This window comes from Blautia sp. MSK20_18, assembly GCF_020553125.1.
GTDB classification, from domain to species: Bacteria; Bacillota; Clostridia; order Lachnospirales; family Lachnospiraceae; genus Blautia_A; species Blautia_A fusiformis.
On the sequence record NZ_JAJCGR010000073.1, the window covers coordinates 1 to 5,077 of the forward strand.

General features: G+C 42.7%; 2 protein-coding genes and 1 pseudogene. All 3 read left to right on the plus strand.

Going from position 1 to position 5,077, the window contains the following annotated elements:
• The first annotated feature begins 168 nt into the window (after positions 1–168).
• Positions 169–2,094, plus strand: coding sequence for a DEAD/DEAH box helicase family protein (locus LI091_RS18160; protein WP_331463649.1), 1,926 nt, complete (start codon positions 169–171; stop codon positions 2,092–2,094).
• Between the two features lies 1 nt (position 2,095).
• Positions 2,096–2,359: a hypothetical protein gene (locus LI091_RS18795; protein WP_442860789.1), complete on the plus strand. Its 264-nt coding sequence runs from the start codon at positions 2,096–2,098 to the stop codon at positions 2,357–2,359.
• A 2,235-nt stretch (positions 2,360–4,594) separates the two neighbouring features.
• Positions 4,595–5,077: pseudogene (locus tag LI091_RS18165) on the plus strand (RNA-guided endonuclease InsQ/TnpB family protein); the annotation flags it as partial.

Sequence of the window (5,077 nt, forward strand, 5' to 3'; positions counted from 1 at the left end):
TATGCGCTTTCATCTCGGATATAGAATAACCGAGGATTCCCGCTTTAAATCCTAAAAAAACTTGCTGCCAGCGGCTACGAAGTCCAGCCGGCAGACCACTACGACAGGCTTTTTGCTGTCAGCCGCCCGGAGTTGATGCGGTTTCTGGAAATCACGCAACCGGATGAGATGGAAAGCCTTAAAAAAATATATAAAGAAAAGACAGAAGAAGTGATAGTGTCGGCTATAAACGCGGAAGAGACAAAGAAACGCGGCAGCAGGCTTGACGTCCTGAAACACGGCGTGGAGATTGCCAATGTACCGCTGAAACTGATATATGCAAAGCCGGCTACAACATATAATAAAGAACTCAATAGGTTGTATAACGAAAACATCTTCTCTGTATCAGAAGAGGTGTGGGCATCAGATGAAGAAAGAATTGACCTGGTCGTGTTCCTGAACGGCCTTGCGATTATGGCATTTGAATTAAAATGCAACGCAGCCGGCCAGAACTACGAGAACGCGATTCTGCAGTATCGGACAGAGCGCAATCCGAAGACAAGGCTCTTCAGATTCAAAGCCGGCGTCCTGGTATCTTTTGCGATGGATTTGGAAGAAGTGTATATGACAACCAAGCTTGACGGCGAGGCCACATTCTTCCTGCCGTTCAATATGGGAAAGGGCGAGGGTATTAATACCGGTGCCGGAAACCCGGTCTTAAAAGACGAGTACAGCGTCCACTATATGTGGGATAACATCCTCCAGAAAGATTCCGTGCTTGAAATCATCAGTAAATTCATGTTTATTGAAGTAAAAGAGAAAAAAGAAGACGAAAAAAGAGCAGTAAAAGAAGGTAGAGCGCCGAGAAAGAAGGTTTCCGAAACGGTCATCTTCCCGAGATTCCACCAGCTGGACGTCATCCGGAAGGTGCTTGACGATGTGATGGTGAACAGAAGCAGCCAGAACTACCTGCTGCAGCATTCTGCCGGCTCCGGAAAGACAAATGAGATTGCCTGGCTGTCGTACCGCCTGGCATCACTACATGACGATAACAACAAGATTATCTTTGACAGTATCATCATCTGTACTGACAGGGTAGTAGTAGACCGCCAGCTGCAGCAGGCCGTGCTGTCATTAGAGCATAAATCCGGGTTCATCCGAGTTATGGATGAAAAATGCACATCTGCAGACCTTGGCCGGGCGCTGGAAGGTAATACAAAGATTGTTGTGACGACTATCCAGAAGTTCCCGTATATTGTGGGTAATGTAAAGGCGCTGAAAGAGAAACATTTCGCAGTCATTATTGACGAAGCACATTCATCAACTGCCGGTAAAAACATGAAGGCCGTGACCGATGTTTTGAGGGAAGGCGAAGAGGTAGATGCTGAAGACATCCTGGCAAAAGAAGTAAGCAAAAACGGCAAGCCGGAAAACGTGTCAGTATTTGCATTTACCGCTACACCGAAACCGACAACGCTTAAACTATTTGGAAGAACCAATACGAAGGGCAGAAATGAGGCATTCCATCTGTATTCTATGAAACAGGCAATAGAAGAAGGTTTCATTCTGAATGTCCTTGAAAATTACACAACATATGACACATACTTCCAGTTGAATAAAGAGATTAAAGAAGACCCGGAATATCAGACCAATAAGGCGAAACGTCAGATTGCAAGGTTTATTGACCTGCATGAGACTAATATCATGCAGCGTGTGGAAATTATAATTGAACATTTCCGTACAACTGTAATAACTGAACTGGATGGACAGGCGAAAGCAATGGTCATCACCGCATCACGTGAAGCAGCAGTCAAATACAGACAGGGCTTTGAAGACTACGTGAAGAGAAAAGGATATACCGATATTCACGCCCTGGTCGCATTCTCCGGAAAGGTAAAACTGGAAGATAAAGAATATACAGAGCCGGGAATGAACGGCTTCGCAGAAAAGAAACTGCCGGTGGAGTTTGACTCTGACGACTACAACGTGCTTATCGTTGCTGATAAATATCAGACGGGCTTTGACCAGAAGAAACTCTGTGCTATGTACATCTTAAAGAAACTGCATGATGTATCAACCATCCAGACACTGTCACGCCTTAACGAACATGAGTAAGATGTGGTATAACTGCAAGAGCCTGACAACTCTGGATTTATCCAGTTTCAATACAGCAAAAGTGGCAAATATGGACTGTACGTTCTACGCCTGCCACGGAATGACGACGCTAACCCTTGGGGAGAACTTCAAGTTTGTCGGCGAAACATATTCAATTCCTCTAAGTTCATGGATGAATTCCAGCGGAGAGGTATTTGAATCAGACGGTACAAATTCAAACTTGCCGAGCAATGTGGCAGATACTTACAAAAAGATGACAAACTGAAGGCTGAAAAGAATCCCCTGGAAATGTTTCCAGGGGATTTTGCTTTTGTATGTTTGCTTCAAAAAAAAGCTACAGCCTTTCAAAACATAGCATACTATATATGTAAAAGAGAATCTCAAAAAAAATAATTAAAAAAATCTTCAAAAAACGTTACGCATCTGATTTTTTCAGCATACTATATATGTAAGGGCTAAACCCCGCGGTGCCGTTTCGGCAAACCGCCGGCCGGCAACAGACGCAAGGTTTTTGCCTGCGTCTGGAAACATGGGCTTTGCCGCAACGCGAAAGGTTAAGCGCTCTTCAGATTCCTCAGCGAGAAATTCCGGGGGAGGTATGGCGGTGAGGTGAAGACAGGCTGAACTGACACGGTGGTGTCAGAATGCACACTTGGTCTTCAGTATCCTGGGCTGAGGTTCTTTTGCAGGCAGAGCAGTAGCGGTGCTGCCAACTGCAGGCAAAAAAAAGAAAAAATAAAAAATTTTTCTTTCTCGTATCTTTCTGGAAAAACTTCAGCATACTATATCTGAAAGGAGAAAGAAAATGGCAGGAGACAAACTCCTTAAAAAAACTTTAAAAAGTTTTTCAAAAAAACGTTACATCTTTTGAATTATTTAGCATATTAAATATGTAAGCAAAAAGAGCGAACGAACCGCGACGAGTATCTACGGGGAAAACGGGGATTGTAGTCTTTTGATGCTTGCAGCAATATTTCGGCTTTTAGCAAATGTTACTTCAAATTATTGGAAAATACAAGATTACTGAAAAGGTTACTACATTTGCACCCACACGAAATATTTTTTTTAAGACTGGCGAACAGAGGGCTGTTTGTAACAATCCTCCCTTGGCAGTAGGCCTGGGCAAGGCCTTTCATTTGTTGACGGAGAACGGGAAACCGGCCGACAAAAAGTCGTCCGCGGGTCAAATGCTCCGGTTTCAACTTCGCACGCGGGTCTGAATCCCCGTTCGAAACACGCTTCGCTCAGTCTTTCGGCTTCGCTTGCCGCACTTCATGCACTGTACTTAGCCTTACGGCTTCGTTGGTCAGCAGCAAAAGCTGCTTGGTAACGAGCGCGAAGCACGAGCAATCAATAAAAACAAATAATGGCGTTTCGGCATTTCGTAAATGTTACTTCATTTATGATTATTGTATAACATAAATACTGAGTTGCAAAGACGATGAGATATGGATGGGGATTGAGCTTGAGCTCAGTCGAGCTCATGCCAATTGCGATTACTTAAATACATTTACCTCCACTCGAAATGCAAAATATTCCGGCTATGTAGTAAGCAAGGTATTCGTACCAGCCGAAGGCGGTTACTTCTTTGTAGAAAACGAAATTATACAGCAAATTATTTTTACCGCCACGATTACACGGAATGACAATTTATTTTGCGGCAGTTCTGTTATTGCAGCCGTGGTCAAGACTAAACGATTTCGGTTACTTCTTTATATAATACATACTTTAAAAGACAAATGGACATTTATATGTAATAAATGGCGCGTATGCGATATCATTAAGAAAAATTACCGATTCAGCGACTCGCTATGCGATTCATAGCGGCATCAGGTCTTTAGGCAAAAAAAAGCGTAATAAGAGAAAAGATTTGGTTACTACATATTAATAGAAAAGAAGAAAGTGGATATGGTCAGTGTATCGGAGCGGCCAACTTATAATTGGTAAGAGCGTGTATACGCAGACGAACAATGAATTTACCAAATTACTCACTCGCAAAAAAATATTTTCTTCTTGCAACGAATCAGGATTCCTTCTTTTTAGCGGCAATCTTAAACGCCCATCGGCGTTTTTCGGACACGGTGGACGGCTTGGTTACTTCTCAAATGGATAATAAAGGATTATTTTGTTAATATAACAGAATTTTGTAATGTGTGACGTCCACACACACGGGCAATAAAAGTGGACGCTTAGCAATGCAGGCCTGGCTGTATCCAGGGAAACAAATAAAATACCAAGTAACTTACTCGCAAAGAGAGAAAAAAGCGGTAGTGCCTTTTCAACAGGCATACCGCTTTTCTAATGTCCACAAAAAATATACAGGCAGATATCTGATTTTAACGGAGAACGAAATCCCCGGACGACTTTTTGTCGGCCTGGGATTTCCCGTTCTCAGTTAATCTTCACGTATGAAAACGCGAAAATTTTTTCGCGAAAATTATACATTTTTGCAAAAATCCGGCATATTATAAATGACAAACTCAGAGAAGGAGGAACTTGTATGCTGCTGTCACAGAAAACAACTATCAGGTTAAATAAATCAGAATCTAACATTATCGGCCATATGTGCTATGCAGCATATAAGCTTTGGAATGCTTGCAACTACGAAAGACGGAACTACAAGGACTTATCACTGCCAGTAGAATATCCAAACTGGTACTATCAGAAGGCTGCGCACAAGGATGGTTTGTGGTTTAAACAGCTTCCGTCGCAAACAGCACAGGAAATATGCAAGCAACTGGATAAGGCCTGGAAGTCTTTTTATTCCCTGAAGAAATCAGGAGGCATCGAGGACCCTAAACCGCCACGTTTTAAACATGACAATATCTCCATTACCTACATGCAGAATGGGATTGTGCATGAGCCCGGAAGCGACACCATAAGGCTCTCCATCGCCAGGAATCTCAGGAAATACATGTCTGAAACTTACCAAATCAACGATACTTTCCTTTACCTTAAAAACCGTATTTTTAAGGACGTTGAT